This is a genomic window from Nitrospirota bacterium, from assembly GCA_016212185.1.
Taxonomy (GTDB): domain Bacteria; phylum Nitrospirota; class Thermodesulfovibrionia; order UBA6902; family DSMQ01; genus JACRGX01.
In genome coordinates this window covers 1-17,586 of record JACRGX010000011.1, presented here as the reverse complement: position 1 = coordinate 17,586, position 17,586 = coordinate 1, and the positions used below count along the sequence as shown (strand labels likewise).

Sequence of the window (17,586 nt, the reverse complement as noted above, 5' to 3'; positions counted from 1 at the left end):
TACAATTCTACAGATTTTAAGTGTAACACTTTTGGAGAAAACCCAGATGCTACAAGCATTTTCATCTATGGAGGACTTTGAAATAAATGATGATTTCTGTAACCAGTTGAATTTATTTAAATAACGTTGGGACAGTAGTGATTTCTAATAAAATCGAGCACTTAATTTTCTTGTAGTACAAATACTACAAGCTTGTAGTACAAATCTGACAGACAAAAAGATTTTTTTATGATAAGGTAAAAAATGAATTACACAAAGGAGAGAGGAAAAATGGGGTTTGGAAAGATGAAAAATTTAAAAACTGATATTTCAAGACTTGACCCCATCCGCACTTTTGAGGGTGTCATAGCCTAACAATCTTAGCCACCGTGCAAGTCTGCCGAGCATTGAATCGGCTATGAATTTCATAATGCTTATTTTACGTAGAATAAAGAATCTTACCTGACCGTTTTATCTCCCCCAAAAATGTTTCTGGTTCCGCATTCTGAAAATCTGCAGAAGAATATCCTATCGGTTCTATTATGGCAAGATACTTTGACAATACATTTGAGAGCAACTCCTGTATCATGAGCAGGCGTTTACCCTTAAATGATGGCGAGATAATAGCCATGTCAATATCGGAATAATCTTTTGGATTCCCTTTTGCATAAGAGCCGTAAAGAATAATTTTAGCAACTTTTATCTTATTTCTCTCAAGTTCTGATGCCAAAACTTTTGCTAATTTTATGATTTCAGTTCGGGTGTATTTCGTTTTAACCATGTTATAATTCCTTTTATCTGCGTTAAATAATCCGCTGCAATTTTTTTGTCAAATTCTTTTGAAAGCCTCTTAAAATCTTCAGGATACCTTGTCGGGACACTCTGAAGATTGATTTTATTGACAAAGGCTTTATGTTTATCCGGCAAAGTTATGTTCCCTAAATCTATGAGTCTGTTAAGATTATGTGTATAGGGCGGCAGTTCTTTTAACTTCTCGGACAATATAGCCTTTAGTATTTTCTCCAATGCAAGATGGCACATACATACCACATATATATAACGATTGTTTTTCAGTAATGTCTCAGCAGTCTTCAAGTCATACTGCGAAGATAAGAGCCAATTTGAAGTGGTCTTCTTCATGGATAAATCATAACAGAGGGGGAATAGTAGTGTCAAAGACTATAAAAATCAGACAGTATTTTTTAAGCAGTTTTCAGCATTAACGAACTATAAAAAATTCTTATACCACCTATAAGATATATTAAATTTCTTGACGAAATTGTAAATTTATGTAAAAGTAAATTTGTATATTTACTTTCCAGATAAAGCCAAATCCTGAGCAATCAGGAGGCGGAAAGCACCAGATACCGGATAACCGGCATGGCTGAGCTGCCTAAGAAGAATCAAAGGCAAGCTCAGCTTTTTTATTTTTGAGGTAATTTTATGGCATCCATTTTGCACAGACAGACAGACAGACAGACAGACAGACAGACAGACAGACAGACAGACAGACAGACAGACACTGCTTTAAAAGAAACTTTAACAAAACATAAGGGTGGTCACACTTATTATTTCTGCAAACTCAAGAGAAGACAAGCTCATGACGCTGCTGACTCTCAGAGACACAATAGAGGAATTGAAGGTTGTGATAAGGATATGCAAGGAAGTAAAGGCATTCAAAAGCTTTAGCTCATTTCAATACGCTGCCGAATCTGTGGTGAGTCTCGGCAAACAGAGCGAAGGATGGATAAAATCAGTGCAACAGCGCAGTAGCGCAACAGGCCGCAACAATAGAACAAAAGCCAATAAGGGGGGGTGAGTATATGAGAAATGTTGCAGGATGCAAGTTGCAGGTTGAAGGGGATGTGTTGACTGTCATTCCGGACACACGGTTAGCGGTTATTCTGGTCGCACAGAAGACCGTCATTCCGGCCACACACCCATCCGTCATTCCGGCTTGCCTGCCTGTGCTACGGCAGACAGGTCCGGAATCTTCTTCGCGGAAAGACTCCCGACAAGCGGGAGTGACGAACAATCTAAGTTCGTTTCTGCTGTGCTCTTGCTTTATGGCGCTGCTATTCTGTCTTGTCATGGTTAGCTTGCCGAACCATGCCCATGCTTTTAACCTTCCTGACACCGGACAGACGAAGTGCTACAGAGATGTTGATCCCTATGATGAAATTCCATGTGCCGGAACCGGGCAGGATGGGGCATACACCATCAACACGATGAGCTTCTCCGACAACGGCAACGGCACGGTGACGGACAATAACACAGGTTTTATGTGGCAGAAGTGCAGTGTGGGTCAGAACAACGATGCTACTTGCAGCGGGACAGCCGTGACCTATAACTGGTATCAGGCATCAGGCACATATGATTCATCATATAACCCAAGTTCAACAGACGTTTGCGGCAGCCTTGTATTTGGCGGTTATTCAGACTGGCGGCTTCCGGCTAAGAAGGAACTGATGAGTATTGTGGATTATTCAATCCCAGATCCCGGTCCGACAATTAATACGACATATTTCCCGAATACAAAATCGTCCTATTACTGGTCGTCTGCTACCCTCGCCGTCTATCCGAGCCTCGCGTGGGGCGTGGGCTTCGACGGTAAGGGCGCTAACGGCTACGTGCGGTGCGTGCGCGGCGGACAGTATCCATCTCAGAGTTTTACCGATAACGGCAACGGCACGGTGACTGATAATAAGACCGGTCTTGTGTGGCAGCAGGGAGAGCCTGGCGAAATGTCATGGGGTTCAGCACTTTCGTACTGTGAAGGGCTTTCACTTGGAGGCAGTACAGACTGGAGACTCCCGAACATTAAAGAGCTTGAGTCGTTAACTGACGATACAAGATATAGCCCTGCAATTAATACGACATATTTTCCGAATACAATATCGTCCTATTACTGGTCGTCTACTACCAGCGCCAGCTATCCGTACTACGCGTGTGACGTGTACTTCTTCGATGGCTACGTCTACCGCTACTATAAGGACTTTAACTACTACGTGCGGTGCGTGCGCGGCGGACAGTCTGGGTCATTTGATTATTTTTGTGATGGTGATAGCGATGGGTATTTTGATTCAGTTAAAGATGGAACCTGTACAGGCAGTGGCTGTGTGCCATCAGGATGCCAGACTACGGCTGGTGATGACTGTAACGATAGTGATTCCAGTACCTATCCTGGCGCAGATGATTCTAATTGTAACGGCATTGACGAGAACTGCAATGGTACAGCAGATGACGGCTATGTACCTTCGGGTACAAATTGTGGTTTAGGTGTATGTGCGTCAACAGGACAACTAATTTGTGTAAATGGACAGACGCAGGATACCTGTCAACCCGGTCAGCCGACAGGAAATGATGACAACTGTAACGGCATTGATGAAAACTGCGATGGAATTGCTGATAATAATTATGTACATGCATCAACTTTATGCGGCATAGGCGTCTGCTCATCAACAGGTGAATTAAGCTGTGTAAACGGAGTAACCATTGACTCCTGTACACCGGGTACGCCACAGACTGAAGTCTGCGACGGCATTGACAACGACTGTGACGGGCAGATAGACGAAGGCTGTATGCCCGACCTTGTTATCTCTGCCTTAGCAGTTCCGTCAACAGCAACTGCAGGGCAGAGCATCACAATATCCGAAACAACAAAAAATCAAGGCACTGCTTCGGCAGGAGCATCAACCACCAAATATTATCTCTCCACGAATGCAACATACGAAACAGGTGATACCCTTCTTGGAAATAGGAGTATACCGTCACTTACCTCCGGCTCTACAAGCCGCGGGCGCGCCCGAGTGACAATCCCTTCAGGCACAACTGCCGGAACTTACTACATCATCAGCAAGGCAGATGCAAATAATGCTGTTACTGAGGCAAATGAGAAGAATAATAACAAAGTGAGGGCAATAACTATTCAATAAATCTGAAGGGAAGAAAGCTAAAGGGAAGCCCTGTTTTTTAAGATAGGGCTTCCCTTTTTATTTTTCCAAGCTGCAATGTTTAGTTAACTACACCTTCACTAATTCTATTTTTACATCATACCCGAGTTTATGAAGGTAGTTGTAACAATCGTCCCAGGTAAGACCGAATTCACGGACATCTGCGACTCCTATCCGGGCGAGAATTTCCCTTATAAGTTCAAAACTGCTGTTTTCAAAATCAGATTCTCTAATCATTTCCTCTGCCCAGTCCACAAGACTTAATAAATCTATTTTTCTGTTGATATATTTTATAAGCATATCTGCAAGTGATGTTTTTGTTAAAACCATTGTTATCCCTCCTTTATCTTTCTATGTCCTTTATCTATAGGAAATTTCCTTTCATTTAACTGCCTTTTATCCTCTCTTGTCATTTATAAGTATAACATATTTAGGTCTGCATGAAAATCTGAACCTGTAGCAACATAATACTGCCTTCATTGATTTGCTTATCTGTAAGTATCTATAATATCATTAAAATAATGCCATTTAAAATCTCTACAAAGTTTTTCATCAAGTTCTTCTTTGGTTTCTCCGCAGTGTTTTTTTTAATATTCTCCGGATGCGTGCGTCAGGAGACGCCTAAAAAAGTAAGCCTTCTTAAGAGGGCGGTTGAGATCTCCGTAGATGTAAACGACATTGAGAAAAACACCCTGAAATTCGGGTTTGACCTCAGGCTGGACCCAAAAGAAGACGTAAGGATTTACAGTCCGTTTCTTGAATATCTTCAAAATGCCGCAGGAAAGCGTTTCAGCATAAAATTCACTGAGAAATATGAAGATACGGTTGATAATCTCGGCAAAGGCATTACACACTTTGCAGCCATCGGCCCGCTTAACTACATAGCTGGCAGGGAAAAATACGGGAACGGGATTAGATATCTTGCAAGCGGAGTTAATAAGGAGGGAGACCCGAGATATCAGGCGGTGTTGCAACGATTACAGGCACAGGTAAGGTTAATAATGTTACTGGGTATACTTTTACGGCGACAATAACCGATGGAAGTACGGATAAAATAGGCTTAGAGATACGCAAGTCTGACGGGACGCTTTATTACAGTGCAGCGTCTCAAAATGTCAGCAACGGGAGTTTTACAGTGACAGGACAGTGAAACCGTGATGCGTGACGCGTAATGCGTGATGTGTAATGAAAAAAAATTTTGAATATTAAGCGGTGGCAGGAGGTTACTTCCTGCCACCATAGTGATTTTTATACCGGGATTTCCAGCAAAATCTTTGCGTAATCAACATGTGGGATTACGCGTTTCTTATCAGTAACAGTTTTTTCAAGTGTAACTAAGCCTATATCAGAAAGCAGCTTTAGATCCTGATTAACGTTTTTCAGGTCTCTTCCCAAAATCTTTGCAAGTTCATAAACTGAAGAAGGTTTTAGTTCTCTTATCATCTTGAGAATTTGAAGCCGTTTATTTGTAAGAACCGCCCTCATAGTATCTATGGAGTCAAAATATATTCCTTCTTCTTTCTTGACCTTTCTGCCTGACTCCAGTTTTTTCCATGTATCTGCAAAATCTTTCAGGCTTTCCTTTAATCCTTTTATCCCAATGTCTGTTTTTTTTACTTTCATAATTCACCTCTCTTTATTTTTTCAACATCTCCGTAAAAATTTTTTATCAGGGTATCTATATCTTTAAAATAATAAGAAGCTACGTTGTCTTTATAATGCTTATGGTCACCTTTCATCTCAGCAGTAACAAATAAGCCCCTTCAATTGAAGGGGCTTATTTGTACTTCTGATGCTCTTTTCTTCCGGCTATTTTTTTGCTTCCACCGTTTCTACAAATGTATCGCTGTAATCCGCGGTGCCTGTGCCTGCCGGGATTAATCTGCCCATTATCACGTTTTCTTTAAGCCCTCTCAACTTGTCTTCCGAGCCATTGATGGCTGCCTCTGTAAGCACCCTTGTGGTCTCCTGGAAGGATGCGGCTGAGATGAAACTTTCAGTTGTAAGTGAGGCCTTTGTGATGCCTAAAAGCATGGTCTTTGCATGGGCAGGTTTGTCCTTTTGTTTTAGTATCCGTTTATTTTCCTCTTCAAATACCGCCTTATCTACCTGCTCTCCAACGAGGAAATAAGAATCTCCGGGGTCTTCAATTTTTACCTTTCTCATCATCTGTTTGACAATGACTTCTATGTGTTTGTCATTTATTGAAACGCCCTGAAGCCTATAAACTTTTTGCACTTCATCAACCAGGTAGCGCTGAAGTTCTTTCGGTCCGAGTATTTCAAGAATACTGTGCGGATTTACAGAGCCGTCCATCAGAGGCTCTCCCGCCTTGACCCAATCGCCTTCATGCACGTTGACATGTTTGCCTTTGGGGATCAGATATTCCCTTGTATCAGTGCCGCCTTTAACCATGACAACCCTCATGCCCTTACGGAACCCGCGGAACTCAACTATGCCGTCAATCTCGCTTACGATAGCCTGCTCCTTTGGTTTTCTTGCCTCAAAGAGCTCTGCAACTCTCGGGAGACCACCTGTGATGTCTTTTGTTTTTATCGTCTCCCTCGGGATTTTTGCAATAACATCGCCCGGATGAACCATATCACCTTTATCTACAATCACATGGGCTCCTGAGGGCAGCAAATATCTTGCGAGGTTGTTTGTGCCGGGAATTTTAAGCGTGGCTTTGCCATGCTCGTCTTTGATGGAAATACGGGGCCTCATGTTTGCAGGATATTCAATAATGACCTTGTGAGCAAGCCCTGTAACATCATCAACTTCTTCCTTGATCGAAACTCCCTCAATTATGTCTCCGAGTGCGATCTTTCCGCCTAATTCCGTGATTATCGGAGTTGAATAAGGGTCCCACTCAACCAGCCGCTGTCCTACCTCAACCTGCTGTTTATCCGCAACCTTGAGTTTAGCGCCGTAAACAACAGAGTACTTTTCCTTTTCCCTGCCTTTTGAATCAACTATGGCAATGCTGCCGTTTCTATTCATTACCACACGGGCGCCTTCCCTGTCTTTGACGGTTGAAAGATTAATAAATCTTGCTGTGCCGTTGTATTTCGCATCAAGCACTGTCTGCTCAACAAGTTTTGTTGCAGTGCCGCCTATATGGAAGGTTCTCATTGTAAGCTGAGTGCCAGGTTCGCCGATTGACTGGGCGGCGATTATTCCAACCGCTTCTCCGATTTCTATACGCTCGCCTCTTCCCAGGTCCCTGCCGTAGCATTTTTTGCATACGCCGAATTTGGCTTCACAGGTGAGGACTGAACGGATTTTTACCTTGTCTATGCCGGCCTCAACAATCTTCTGAACAGTTTCATCATCTACCTCCTGATTTCTGGGCACGACAATCTCTTTTGTGAGAGGGTCTTTTATATCTTCCGCCGTAGTTCTTCCGAATATCCGCTCTTCAATAGGCTCTATTATTTCACCGCCTTCAACAAGGCTTGTTAAATAGATTCCGTCGTGCGTGCGGCAGTCGTCTTCCCTGATAATTACATCCTGCGTAACATCAACAAGTCTCCTGGTTAGATAACCTGAATTGGCTGTTTTTAATGCCGTATCGGCGAGTCCTTTTCTTGCGCCGTGTGTTGAGATGAAATAGTGAAGCGGTGTAAGCCCTTCCCTGAAATTTGCCGTGATGGGAGTTTCTATGATTTCTCCCGAAGGCTTTGCCATCAGTCCTCTCATACCTGCAAGCTGTCTTATCTGTGCGGTGGAGCCTCTTGCGCCGGAGTCTGCCATCATAAAGATGCTGTTAAAGGCGCGGAGTTCTTTAAGCTGTTCCTCGGAAAGTTTTTCATGTTTTTTTGCGCCTTCAGAGCCTAATTCATGCATCATTTCATCTGCGATTTTTTCTGTTACCTGCGCCCATATGTCTATAACTTTGTTATATCGTTCCCCGTTGGTTATCAAACCTTCCGCATACTGTTTCTGGACATCTATAACTTCCTGCTCAGCATTTTTGATAAGCATCGGTTTTTGAGAAGGTATATGCATGTCATCAATGCAGATTGAGGTGCCTGAGAGTGTTGCATACTTGAACCCAAGTTTCTCAATGTTGTTCAGGAATATAACCGTTGCCTGTCTTCCTGCGCTTTTATAACAGAACTCAACGAGCCTGCTGACTTCTTTTTTATTCATTTCTTTATTTATCATTGAGAAAGAAACCTGGGGGGGCAGGATTTCGCTGAAAAGAATGCGTCCAACCGTAGTGTCAACAAAGGCTCCGTCCATTTTTACTTTAATCTGCGCATGTTCGTCCACGACTTTTGCATCATAGGCAACTCTTACTTCCTCAGCGCCTGAAAAGATTCTTCCTTCGCCTGTGGCGCCTTTTCTGTCCTTTGTAAGGTAATAGATTCCAAGCACCATGTCTTGCGTTGGTATGGTGATAGGTTTGCCGTTTGCAGGGGAAAGTATATTCCCTACAGCCATCATTAATACCCTCGCCTCTATCTGCGCCTCTATGGAAAGAGGGACATGCACAGCCATCTGGTCGCCGTCAAAGTCTGCATTGAAGGCAGTGCATACCAGAGGATGAAGCCTTATCGCCTTGCCTTCAACGAGCACAGGATCAAATGCCTGAATTCCCAAACGGTGAAGGGTGGGCGCCCTGTTTAATAAAACAGGATGTTCTCTTATCACTTCGTCAAGCGCATCCCATACCTCGGGAAGCCCTTTTTCCACCATTTTCTTGGCGGCCTTTATTGTTGTTGCAAATCCTTTTTCTTCAAGTTTGTTAAATACAAAAGGTTTAAAAAGTTCAAGCGCCATTGTCTTTGGAAGCCCGCACTGGTGAAGTTTAAGCTCGGGACCTACGACAATGACAGAACGCCCTGAGTAATCAACCCTTTTCCCAAGGAGGTTCTGCCTGAAACGCCCCTGCTTGCCCCTTATCATGTCGCTCAGTGATTTAAGCGGTCTTTTGGTGGTTGCCTTTAGCACGCGCCCCCTTCGGCCGTTGTCAAACAGGGCGTCCACCGACTCCTGAAGCATTCTTTTTTCGTTGCGGATGATGACGCTCGGAGACTTCAGCTCCATAAGCCTTCTTAATCTGTTGTTCCTGTTTATTACCCTTCTGTAAAGGTCATTGAGGTCGGATGTGGCAAATCTTCCGCCTTCAAGAGGCACCAGCGGGCGGAGGTCCGGCGGCAAAACGGGAATTACGTCCATAATCATCCATTCCGGCTTATTGCCTGATTTTCTGAACGCCTCAACTATCCGCAGTCTTTTTGTCAGTTTTCTTTTTGTCCCTGTGGAAGATGTTTCGCGGATCTTTAATCTCAGATCTTTTGCTATGGCGTCAAGGTCCAGGTCCCTGAGTAATTCCCTGATAGCCTCGGCGCCGATGCCTGCCTTGAACTTATCGCCTGATTCCGCAAGTTTCTTTTTATACTCCTCTTCGGTCAGAAGGTCTTTCTTTTTTAGTTTAGTATCGCCGGCGTCAACTACTATATAACTTTCAAAATAAAGCACTTTTTCAAGCAGGCGCATCGTCATATCCAGGAGCGTCCCTATGCGCGAGGGGATGCCTTTCAAAAACCATATGTGCGCCACAGGTGTTGCAAGCTCTATGTGTCCGAGCCTTTCCCTGCGCGCCTTTGCCTGAATCACTTCAACGCCGCATTTATCGCAGACAACTCCCCGGTGCTTCATTCTTTTATACTTGCCGCATACGCATTCCCAGTCTTTGACAGGTCCGAATATCTTAGCGCAGAAAAGCCCGTCCCTTTCAGGCTTGAAAGTCCTGTAGTTTATTGTCTCGGGCTTTTTCACTTCTCCGTAAGACCAGGCCCTTATTTTTTCAGGTGAGGCAAGCCTTATTTTTATAGACGAAAACTCTGTCGGATTTTTGGGCTTCTCAAATATTGAATATATATCTTCCATTAATGGTTCTCCTTTTTGCTTAAGGCAGGCGTCTTACGCTTATTTTGTGAAGGCGCCGGTTTAACATCGGGTTTTTCTTCCATCAGTTCAACATCAAGCCCGAGGCTTTGCAGTTCCTTTATCAGAACATGAAAGGATACGGGCACACCAGGCTCAAGATTGACGTCGCCCTTGACTATTGCCTCATACATCCTGGCCCTGCCTATGACGTCATCGCTTTTCACTGTGAGAAATTCCTGAAGCGTGTGCGATGCTCCGTAAGCCTCAAGCGCCCAGACTTCCATTTCGCCAAGTCTCTGCCCTCCGAACTGCGCCTTGCCTCCCAGGGGCTGCTGGGTGACGAGCGAGTAAGGTCCGATTGAACGCGCATGTATTTTGTCTTCAACCAGGTGGTGAAGTTTCATCATGTACACGTAACCTACGGTTATAGGCTTATGGAACGGCTCGCCTGTTTTTGCGTTATAGAGCGTTATCTGACCCGTAGGAGGCAGTTCAGCCTCTTTAAGCAGGTCTTTTATCTCCGATTCCTTTGCTCCTTCAAATACAGGGGTTGAAACATGTATATCTAATTTCTTTGCAGCCCATCCCAAGTGAGTCTCAAGTATCTGGCCGACATTCATTCTGGACGGAACTCCAAGGGGATTAAGAATTATATCAACAGGCGTTCCATCAGGCATATACGGCATATCTTCTTCAGGGACTATTGTTGAGATGACGCCTTTGTTGCCGTGTCTTCCTGCCATCTTGTCGCCGACCTGAATTTTCCGTTTCATTGCAATATATACCTTAACCACTTTAAAGACGCCCGGAGGAAGTTCATCTCCTTTTTTAGCCCTCTCCAATCTTTCAGTATAATGGTTCTCCAGCGAACTTATGGTTTGGTGTGTCCTTTCTTCAAGTAGTCTGATCCTTTCGCTTTCTTCTTCGTCTGCAATTTTTATCTTGCTGAGGAATGAATCAGGTATGCCTTGAAGGTGCGCCTCTGTCAGTTTTTTGCCCTTTTCGCATACCAATTCCTTCTTCTTGGGCGGCCTGACGTCTTCTGTGACTTTCTGACCCAGAAGCATATCGCGCATCTTTTTGTATGCGCTTTCTTTTGTTATTTTGATTTCTTCTTCAAGGTCCAGCTGGAGACGGTTTATATTTTCCTCCTCCATATTTTTTGTTTTGTCGCCTTTATCAACTCCCTTGCGCGCAAATATCTTTACATCTATGACAGTGCCTTCTATTCCTGGCGGGACATAGAGACAGTTTTCTCTTACCTCGTCAGCCTTTTCCCCGAAGATGGCCCTGAGCAGTTTTTCCTCAGGTGTAAATTGTGTTTCACCTTTTGGGGTGACTTTGCCTACGAGTATATCGCCGGGTTTTACCTCGGCGCCAATCCTTATAATCCCGTTTTCATCAAGATTCCTGAGCGCCTCTTCTCCGATATTGGGGATATCTCTGGTTATTTCCTCGGGCCCAAGCTTAGTCTCCCTTGCTTCAATCGCAAAGTCTTCAATGTGTATTGAGGTGAAGACATCATCTTTTACAAGACGTTCGCTCAGGATTATGGCATCTTCAAAGTTATACCCTTCCCAAGACATGAATGCAACGAGGACATTTTTGCCGAGAGCCAGTTCGCCCATTTCCGTGGCAGGCCCATCAGCGATTACCTGTCCCTTTTTTGCTGAGTCACCGGCTTTTACAAGCGGTTTCTGGTTGACGCAGGTCGCCTGGTTGGACCTATAAAACTTTATAAGGTTATATATATTTACACCGTCTTCATGTCTTACGACAATCCTTGAGGCATCGGCAAATTCTACCATTCCTGATTTTTTTGCAATAACCGTGACCCCTGAATCCCTTGCAGTAATGCCTTCCATGCCTGTCCCGACTATGGGGGCTTCAGTGCGCAATAACGGAACTGCCTGCCTTTGCATGTTGGAGCCCATCAGCGCCCTGTTGGCGTCGTCATTTTCAAGAAAAGGTATGAGTGATGCGGATATGCTTACAATTTGCTTTGGGGAAACATCCATGTATTGTACTTCATTGGGTGTTACTATTCTGAAATCTCCGCCCGCCCTTGCAGATACCGTTTCACCGATGAGGTGGCCTTTTGCATCAACAGGAGAGGTGGCCTGTGCGATTATGAAGACTTCACTTTCTATCGCAGAGAGGTAGTCTATATCATCTGTTACAATGCCGTTTTTCACCTTTCTGTACGGCGATTCAATAAAACCGAATTCATTAACCCTTGCATATGTGGCAAGGGAGGTTATTAATCCGATGTTCGGGCCTTCAGGCGTTTCAACAGGGCATATGCGTCCGTAATGTGTAGGGTGCACGTCCCGGACCTCAAATCCCGCCCGTTCTCTTGTAAGACCTCCGGGGCCCAGTGCGCTCAACCTTCTTTTGTGTGTTATCTCGGACAAAGGATTTGTCTGATCCATAAACTGGCTCAACTGGCTTGAACCGAAAAATTCTTTAATGACTGCAATAACGGGTTTTGCGTTTATGAGGTCATGCGGCATTACAGTATCAAGTTCGGTGAGGACCATTTTTTCCTTAATTGCGCGTTCCATGCGCACCAGTCCGATCCTGAACTGGTTTTCAAGCAGTTCGCCTACCGCTCTTACCCTTCTGTTGCCGAGATGATCAATATCATCAACCTCTCCGCGTCCGGCCCTGAGCCCAAGGAGATAACGCAGTATTTCAATGATGTCCTTATCTGTCAGGATCCTTGTCCCCAGCGGAATATCAAGCCCCAGCCTTGTATTGAGTTTAAGCCTTCCGACCGAAGAAAGGTCATAGCGTTTAGGAGTAAAAAACAATCCGTTAAACAGTTCCTTTGCATCGGCAATTGTAGGAGGCTCGCCCGGACGGAGTTTTTTATAAAGTTCTATCAGCGCCTCGTCAGTGCTGGCTACCTTGTCCATAAGCAGGGTGTCCCTTATGGATGTCAGATGGTGTATTCCGTCAATAAACAGCAGACGCAGTGTTGTAGATTTCAACCCGAGTATTTTATCTGCAAGCTCGGGTGTAATTTCTTCATTGCTTTCCAGAACAACCTCTCCGGTTTCAGGGTCTATGATGTCCCCAAGCGTGATTCTTCCGGTTAATTCTTCTTTTGACATGGGCATTTCCCTAATGCCGGATGATTCTATTTTTTTCAGTATGGCCTTTGTTATCCTGCTGCCTTCCTTTGCTATCAGCTCTTTGGTTTTTGGCGCATAAATGCTTTGAGTGGCCTTTAGTCCTATAAGCACATCGCTTAACTGACGGTATGCAATACCGTCTTTTGTCTTTATCTCTTCAATCGGATAAAACATTTCAAGAATCTGTTCATCCGTATAGCCCAACGCCTTTAAAATTATGGTGGCCGGCAATTTCTTTCTGCGGTCAATTCTTACAAAAAGGGCGTCTTTTGCGTCGAATTCAAAGTCAAACCACGAGCCCCGCATCGGTATTATTCTGGCTGAATGAAGAACCTTGCCGCCGACTTTTTCATGACTGAAAAAAACGCCCGGGGAGCGGTGGAGCTGGCTTACGATAACCCGTTCCGTTCCATTTATTACAAATGTGCCTGTATCAGTCATCAGAGGGAGTTCGCCTAAATAGACTTCTTCCTCTCTGATTTCAGCAGGTTTTTTTATTTCGGCATTTTCCGTTCCTACCAGATTCAGCTTTACCCTTATTTTAAGAGTGGCGGCATAAGTAATGCCCTTTGGAATGCATTCCCCAACATCGTATTTCGGTTTACCCATAATGTATTCCACGAACTCAATGGTTGCAGCCTCATTATAGTCAACAAGGGGGAATATGCTGTTGAACGCTGATTGCAGTCCTTTGTCTTCCCTCTTTGATGGCGGAATATCTTTTTGCAGAAAACGTTCAAAAGAACGCTTCTGGACCTCTATAAGATCCGGTATTGCAAGTATCTGCGGAATTTTGCCAAAATCTCTTCTTGCCCTTAATCTTTTTGTCATAGCACTCCTTTTTTAGTCAAAATCAACAAATAAAGGGTTCAAGGATTCGTTTCTTTCATTGCAAAATGCAAAATTAACATTTATCAAATTTCAATGATAAGTGTTAATTGATAATTTTTACTTGAATTCCTGGCCGCTTAAACCCTTGAATCCTTGACCGCTTGAATCCTTTTTATTTACTTTATCTCTATCTTTGCGCCTTGCTCTTCCAGCTTTGCCTTGATTGAGTCGGCCTCTTCTTTTGAGACTCCGGTTTTTACAGGCTTTGGAGCGCCGTCCACGAGATCTTTTGCCTCTTTAAGTCCGAGGCTTGTGATCTCCCTTACCACTTTTATAACCTGAATTTTCTTGTCGCCTGTCGATGTCAATATGACATCAAAGCTGGTTTTTTCCTCGGCTGCCGCCGCTGCTGCCGGGGCTGCAGCGCCTACAGCTACAGCAACGGGAGCTGCTGCCGTAACCCCGTATCTGTCCTCAAACTCCTTTATAAACTGTGACATCTCCAAGATGGTCATCTTGTCAATAAATTCAAAAACCTGTTCCTTTGCGATAGACATTTTAAATCCTCCTTAATAATTTTATAAGTTAAGAGTTAAAAGTTATAAGTTAAAAGTTATTCAAAGAATATTTCTAACCAACAACTTTTTACTAACTGCTTTTTTTAGTTTTCAACGCCTCCATGGCGTAAGTAAATTTTGTCAATGTGGCGCTAAGCGCTCCGGCGAGTTTATTCAAAGGACTCTGCATTGCTCCGATAAACATAGCGAGCAGAGTTTCTCTTGAAGGAAGCCCTGAAACAGTTTTTATTTCTGCCGCATTACAGGCCTTTCCTTCAATAACTCCGCCTTTGACCTTCAGCTTTTCATTCGTTTTGGCAAATTCAAGGACTTTTTTTGCAAGCAGTACGGCATCGTGATAGCCAAAAGCAATTCCTACGGGCCCCGTGAGATTATCTTTGGCTATATTAACCGGAGTTCCTTCCGAGGCTCTTCTGGCGAGGGTATTTTTTACGACCGTGTAATCTATGGAAGCAGTCCTTAAGGCTTTCCTTAGATCAGAGATTTCCTGAACCGTAAGCCCTTTGTAATCTGTGAATATCACACCAGTGGCTTTTTCAAATTTACCATGTAGGTCTGAAACCACACCGGCTTTAAGTTCTTTTACTGCATTTCTTGTTTTGACGCTCTCTTTATTCAGTTTAGTGTCCTCCTTTCTTTTATATCAGCAGACTATGGCAGAAGGACGTCTGCCCTATGCTCTGGTTGTTTTTGCAACATCCACGGTAATCCCGGAGCCCATTGTGGATGAAACAGACAACCTCTTAAGATATGTGCCCTTACTTGTTGCCGGCTTTGCTTTTATAACTGCATCTAAAACCGTTCTGGCATTATCAATGAGTTTTTGACTGTCAAAAGACACCTTGCCGATTGACACATGGACCACGCCTGCCTTTTCAGTTTTATAGTCAACTTTTCCGGCGGTTATGTCTTTAACTGCCCTGCCTATGTCAAAGGTTACGGTTCCTGTTTTCGGATTAGGCATCAACCCCCTCGGACCGAGGACTTTACCAAGCTTGCTTACAAGGCCCATGATGTCGGGCGTGGCAACCACTTTGTCAAAATCCAGCCATCCGCCGCTGATTTTCTCAACGAGATCTTCATCTCCTACGTATTCGGCTCCGGCGTCGGCGGCCTCCTTTGCCTTTTCGCCTTTAGCAAAGGCGATTACCCTGACTTTTTTCCCAAGACCATGGGGAAGAACAACGGTTCCCCTTACCATCTGGTCTGATTTTTTCGGATCTACCCCGAGATTCATAGCCAGATCAACCGTCTCGTCAAACTTGGTATGAGCAAGCTGTTTCACCAGGTTAACGGCTTCTTCAAGCGAATATTGTTTTGTGCTTTCAATTTTTTCTTTTGAAGCTGAATGTTTCTTACCCATTATTCCTCCTCTTACCCTATAATCTCCAACCCCATGCTTTTTGCCGTCCCTGCAATAGTTTTGACAGCTTTATCTATGTCAAATGCATTCAGGTCCGGCATTTTCGTTTTTGCAATCTCTCTTATCTGGGCCATAGTTACTTTTCCTATTTTTTCCTTATTTGGCGTGCCGGAGCCTTTGACTATGCCGGCAGCCTTTTTAAGCAGTTCTGCTGCAGGCGGGGTTTTCAATATAAATGTAAAGGACCTGTCATTATATACGCTAAGGACTGCCGGGATGATTGTATCACCCATTGCCTGTGTCTGAGAATTGAATGCCTTGCAGAATTCCATGATGTTTATCCCGTGAGGTCCCAGCGCAGGGCCTATCGGCGGAGCAGGCGTTGCCTTGCCTGCGGAAATCTGTAATTTTACCTGTGCAATAACTTCTTTTTTAGCCATCTATTACCTCCCTTTATGCGTGAAGCGTAACGCGTGATGCGTAATGAATAACAAATAAAAAGCCCATCGCGTATTACGGATTACGCATTACGAACATGTATCAGGTCCTTTCTGCCTGTAGAAAATTTAATTCAACAGGGGTCTGCCTGCCGAATATGGTCACCATAACGCGTAATTTACTGTGATCTGAATCAACTTCATCAATGACGCCGTTAAAGTTGGTGAACGGACCGTCAGTTATCCGCACGGTGTCGCCTCTGACAAAGTGAGTCTTTACCTGAGGAGCCGGCCCCTTTTCTATCTGCTGAATAATTACGTCCACTTCTTCCTGCTGAAGAGGGGTCGGCTGTGAGCCTCCCACAAATCCTGTGACCCTGGGGGTGCTTCTTATAAAATGCCATGTTGTATCGTCAATGTCCATCTCAACAAGGATATATCCCGGATAGAATTTCTTGGTAGTCTCCCGTTTTTTCCCTCCCTTTAGCTCTATGATTTTCTCGGTAGGGATTAATATCTGGGCGATCTTTTCCTTTAATTCCTTTGCGGAAATATTTTTTTCAATAGTGGATTTTACTTTTTCTTCAAATCCGGAATATGTATGCACTACGTACCACTTCTTTGCCATAATTTCCTCTCAATATGGGCAGACTACTTTATTACCAGCCCGACTAATTTAGAAAGACAGAGGTCTACCAGTCCTAAAAATATTACAACCGCCAGCACTGCTATAATTACAACCCTTGTAGACCCTATCACCTCTTCACGTGTAGGGTATATAACTTTTTTCAATTCAAGCTTTGCTTCTTTTAAAAAATTTTTAATCTTCTCAATCACAGTTGCTTCCTCCTGCTTTTCACTTCCCACTTCTCATTATCTTAATTCTCACTTTTAACGTCTTACTTCTAACTTGATATGGCAGGCCAGGAGGGATTTGAACCCCCAACCTTCGGATTTGGAGTCCGTCGCTCTAGCCGTTAGAGCTACTGGCCTAATCCTTAAGCAGTTAACAGTTAACAGTCAACTGTTAACTGTCTCTTTACGCTTTTGTCTCCTTATGAGCCGTATGTTTCCTGCAATTCCTGCAATACTTTTTCATATTAAGTTTGTCAGGAGTATTGGTCTTGTTTTTAGTAGTGGAGTAATTTTTATTTTTACACTCACTACACTGTAAAAGTATTATGTCACGCATAGTCTATCTCCTATTTTAAAGGGTTCAAGGATTCAAGGGTTCATGGGTTCAAGTTTTTTTAAAAACTCGTCATTCAACCTTCAACCTTCATCCTTTATTCAATAACCTCGCTCACAACGCCTGCGCCTACGGTCCTTCCGCCTTCCCTTATTGCAAACCTTAATTCCTTCTCCATGGCTATCGGCGTTATCAGTTCCACAGTTATCGTCACATTGTCT

At 43.8% G+C, this 17,586-nt stretch carries 17 protein-coding genes, 1 tRNA gene, 1 pseudogene, 1 riboswitch and 1 other annotated feature; of the genes and pseudogenes, 3 read left to right on the top strand and 16 right to left on the bottom strand.

Annotated features, from left to right (window positions below):
- Positions 1-324 precede the first annotated feature (324 nt).
- From HZA10_01295 to HZA10_01285, 3 genes and pseudogenes are all read right to left on the bottom strand, one after another.
- Positions 325-417, bottom strand: a pseudogene (locus HZA10_01295) (hypothetical protein).
- 1 nt (position 418) lies between these two features.
- Positions 419-760, bottom strand: coding sequence for a nucleotidyltransferase domain-containing protein (locus HZA10_01290; GenBank protein MBI5194937.1), 342 nt, complete (start codon positions 758-760; stop codon positions 419-421).
- Entirely contained in the window at positions 724-1,119 is a 396-nt protein-coding gene (locus HZA10_01285; GenBank protein MBI5194936.1) for a HEPN domain-containing protein, read from the bottom strand. Before HZA10_01285 ends, HZA10_01290 begins: the two co-directional genes overlap by 37 nt.
- A 177-nt stretch (positions 1,120-1,296) precedes the next feature.
- Positions 1,297-1,376: riboswitch (cyclic di-GMP riboswitch) on the top strand.
- Between the two features lie 203 nt (positions 1,377-1,579).
- On the opposite strand from HZA10_01285, the gene HZA10_01280 reads away from it, so the two are divergent.
- On the top strand, positions 1,580-1,798 hold the full coding sequence (locus HZA10_01280; protein ID MBI5194935.1) for a hypothetical protein: 219 nt from the start codon (positions 1,580-1,582) through the stop codon (positions 1,796-1,798).
- 4 nt (positions 1,799-1,802) lie between these two features.
- Positions 1,803-3,914, top strand: a complete 2,112-nt coding sequence (locus tag HZA10_01275; protein MBI5194934.1) for a DUF1566 domain-containing protein — start codon at positions 1,803-1,805, stop codon at positions 3,912-3,914.
- Positions 2,076-2,126 (bottom strand) — a sequence feature (possible 23S ribosomal RNA but 16S or 23S rRNA prediction is too short). It overlaps the preceding gene by 51 nt.
- Before the next feature lie 87 nt (positions 3,915-4,001).
- Here the strand turns inward: HZA10_01275 and HZA10_01270 are convergent.
- Entirely contained in the window at positions 4,002-4,262 is a 261-nt protein-coding gene (locus HZA10_01270; protein ID MBI5194933.1) for a hypothetical protein, read from the bottom strand.
- A 191-nt stretch (positions 4,263-4,453) separates the two neighbouring features.
- Here HZA10_01270 and HZA10_01265 point away from each other — a divergent pair, with 191 nt between their 5' ends.
- Entirely contained in the window at positions 4,454-4,966 is a 513-nt protein-coding gene (locus HZA10_01265; GenBank protein MBI5194932.1) for a PhnD/SsuA/transferrin family substrate-binding protein, read from the top strand.
- 214 nt (positions 4,967-5,180) lie between these two features.
- Here the strand turns inward: HZA10_01265 and HZA10_01260 are convergent, their stop codons facing one another.
- From HZA10_01260 to tuf, 12 genes are all read right to left on the bottom strand, one after another.
- On the bottom strand, positions 5,181-5,555 hold the full coding sequence (locus HZA10_01260; GenBank protein MBI5194931.1) for an ArsR family transcriptional regulator: 375 nt from the start codon (positions 5,553-5,555) through the stop codon (positions 5,181-5,183).
- 186 nt (positions 5,556-5,741) lie between these two features.
- Positions 5,742-9,830, bottom strand: coding sequence for a DNA-directed RNA polymerase subunit beta' (rpoC, locus tag HZA10_01255; protein MBI5194930.1), 4,089 nt, complete (start codon positions 9,828-9,830; stop codon positions 5,742-5,744).
- Positions 9,830-13,798 carry a DNA-directed RNA polymerase subunit beta gene (rpoB, locus tag HZA10_01250; GenBank protein MBI5194929.1) on the bottom strand — a complete coding sequence of 1,323 codons (3,969 nt, stop codon included), beginning with the start codon at positions 13,796-13,798 and terminating at the stop codon, positions 9,830-9,832. The genes rpoC and rpoB overlap by 1 nt, the downstream gene beginning before the upstream one ends.
- Before the next feature lie 176 nt (positions 13,799-13,974).
- Positions 13,975-14,349, bottom strand: a complete 375-nt coding sequence (gene rplL / locus HZA10_01245; protein MBI5194928.1) for a 50S ribosomal protein L7/L12 — start codon at positions 14,347-14,349, stop codon at positions 13,975-13,977.
- A 97-nt stretch (positions 14,350-14,446) separates the two neighbouring features.
- Positions 14,447-14,941: a 50S ribosomal protein L10 gene (rplJ, locus tag HZA10_01240; protein MBI5194927.1), complete on the bottom strand. Its 495-nt coding sequence runs from the start codon at positions 14,939-14,941 to the stop codon at positions 14,447-14,449.
- A gap of 108 nt (positions 14,942-15,049) precedes the next feature.
- A complete protein-coding gene (locus HZA10_01235; protein MBI5194926.1) occupies positions 15,050-15,739 on the bottom strand; it encodes a 50S ribosomal protein L1 in 690 nt (229 codons plus the stop codon).
- Between the two features lie 11 nt (positions 15,740-15,750).
- Positions 15,751-16,179 (bottom strand): 50S ribosomal protein L11, encoded by a 429-nt coding sequence (gene rplK / locus HZA10_01230; protein MBI5194925.1) that lies wholly within the window; start codon positions 16,177-16,179, stop codon positions 15,751-15,753.
- 100 nt (positions 16,180-16,279) lie between these two features.
- The gene (nusG, locus tag HZA10_01225) at positions 16,280-16,804 is read right to left on the bottom strand and encodes a transcription termination/antitermination protein NusG (GenBank protein ID MBI5194924.1); all 525 of its coding nucleotides are present in this window, start codon (positions 16,802-16,804) and stop codon (positions 16,280-16,282) included.
- 23 nt (positions 16,805-16,827) lie between these two features.
- Positions 16,828-17,010, bottom strand: coding sequence for a preprotein translocase subunit SecE (gene secE, locus HZA10_01220; protein MBI5194923.1), 183 nt, complete (start codon positions 17,008-17,010; stop codon positions 16,828-16,830).
- A gap of 82 nt (positions 17,011-17,092) precedes the next feature.
- Positions 17,093-17,169: transfer RNA gene (locus HZA10_01215), tRNA-Trp, on the bottom strand.
- Positions 17,170-17,215: 46 nt separating this feature from the next.
- Positions 17,216-17,368: a 50S ribosomal protein L33 gene (rpmG, locus tag HZA10_01210; GenBank protein ID MBI5194922.1), complete on the bottom strand. Its 153-nt coding sequence runs from the start codon at positions 17,366-17,368 to the stop codon at positions 17,216-17,218.
- Positions 17,369-17,462: 94 nt separating this feature from the next.
- Positions 17,463-17,586 (bottom strand): elongation factor Tu (gene tuf, locus HZA10_01205; GenBank protein MBI5194921.1); only part of this gene is annotated, 124 nt, incomplete at its 5' end.